This is a genomic window from Phytoactinopolyspora endophytica, assembly GCF_004138495.1.
Classification (GTDB): Bacteria; Actinomycetota; Actinomycetes; order Jiangellales; family Jiangellaceae; genus Phytoactinopolyspora; species Phytoactinopolyspora endophytica.
The window spans coordinates 216,073-217,536 of the sequence record NZ_ML142855.1 but is presented as its reverse complement, the minus strand read 5'-3'; the positions used below and the strand labels follow the sequence as shown (position 1 = coordinate 217,536).

The following is a 1,464-nucleotide window of genomic DNA, read 5'->3' as shown; positions in this document are numbered from 1 at the left end:
TCCGGCTGCCGCTCGACGTCTTCTCATCCGAGGAGGCAGTCACGCTGCTCCGCGACGTGGCCGGGCCGGAGCTCATCGACACCGATCTCGCGTCCGCCACAGAACTGGTCGAAGCCTCCGGATGCCTCCCACTGGCCGTCGGCCTGACCGCCACCCGTATCGCCACCAAGCCGAGCTGGGCGCTCGCGGACCACCTCGAACCTTTGCGCCGTCGTCGAGACTCTCTCCGTCTCGACGACGCCGTACACGCCACCATCGACCTCTCCTATGCCGCCCTTCCACCGAGTGCGCAGGCCACTCTGCGAATGCTGGCCGCGCATCCCTGCACGGACCTCGACACCGCCGCTGTCGCCGCGCTCACCGATCACGGCGCGGGGCACGTGCAAGACGATCTCGACGCCCTCCTCACACACCACCTCGTGAGCCGGCCACGACCAGGTCGCTACGCCCTGCACGCCCTCGTCCGCACCTACGCGCTCGACCGCTCCTACGACCACGACCGTCCCACCGAGCGCGACGCCGCGTTGGGAAGGCTTGGCACCCACTACGTCGACATGGTCTGGAGGGCGCATGAGGTCACGAACGCGACCGTCGGGAACCGCAGACGCCGGGTTCCGGTACCGGCCGATCCGGCGGACATCGACGAGGACGGCGCCAGAGCCTGGCTCGAGTCCAACGTGGAGAACATCCTCACGTTGGCCGGCCATGGAACGGAACTGGGCCAGCCAGACCTCGCCGTCCACCTTTCCGAGGGAGTTGCCTGGTGGCTCAACCGATTCGGCCGGTATCGCGAGGCCAAGCTCTTGCATCGTCTCGCGCTGGACGCCGCGCGTTCCCGCAGCGACGACGTCGGTGAGGCCCGAGCCGATCTCGACCTCGGGCAGATCCTGGTCCGGCTCAACGACTGGGACGAGGCCAGCACCCATCTGGAGCGTGCCGAAACCGCGCTGAAGGAGACCGGCGACCTGTTCGGCGCCTCATCCGCAGTCAATGCCCTGGCCATCATGTCCGTGCACCTCGGGCGGATATCCGACGGTATCGAACGGTTTCATCGTTCGCTTGAGCTCGGACGTGCCGCGGAGAACGGTCATGCGATAGCGACGACGCTGGACAACCTCGCCGTCTGTTATCGACGAGCCGGGCGGCTCGACGACGCTCTGACGTATCACCGCATGGCGTTCGAGGAGGCCGTGCGGATCAATGATCGCTACATGCAGGCGAGCGGCCTGGTCAACATGTCCGACGTCCAGCTTCTCCTCGGGGCCAACGACGACGCACTCCAGTCGGCGCAACGCGGACTGGTCATGGGACGCGAGATCAACAACGCTCCGACCATAGCCCTGGCCAGCACTAACCTCGGCAACATCCGGTCGGCCTCCGGTGATCATGAACAGGCCGTCCTTCACCATCTGGAGGCTCTCACGGTGAGCCGCGACGTCGGCGACCGTCACGTCGAAGCCGGGA

At 66.9% G+C, this 1,464-nt stretch carries 1 protein-coding gene; it reads left to right on the top strand.

What is annotated here, in order from left to right; all coding sequences use genetic code 11:
- The coding region (locus ELR45_RS15835; RefSeq protein WP_165367813.1) for a tetratricopeptide repeat protein at window positions 1–1,464 on the top strand (1,464 nt) is incomplete at both ends.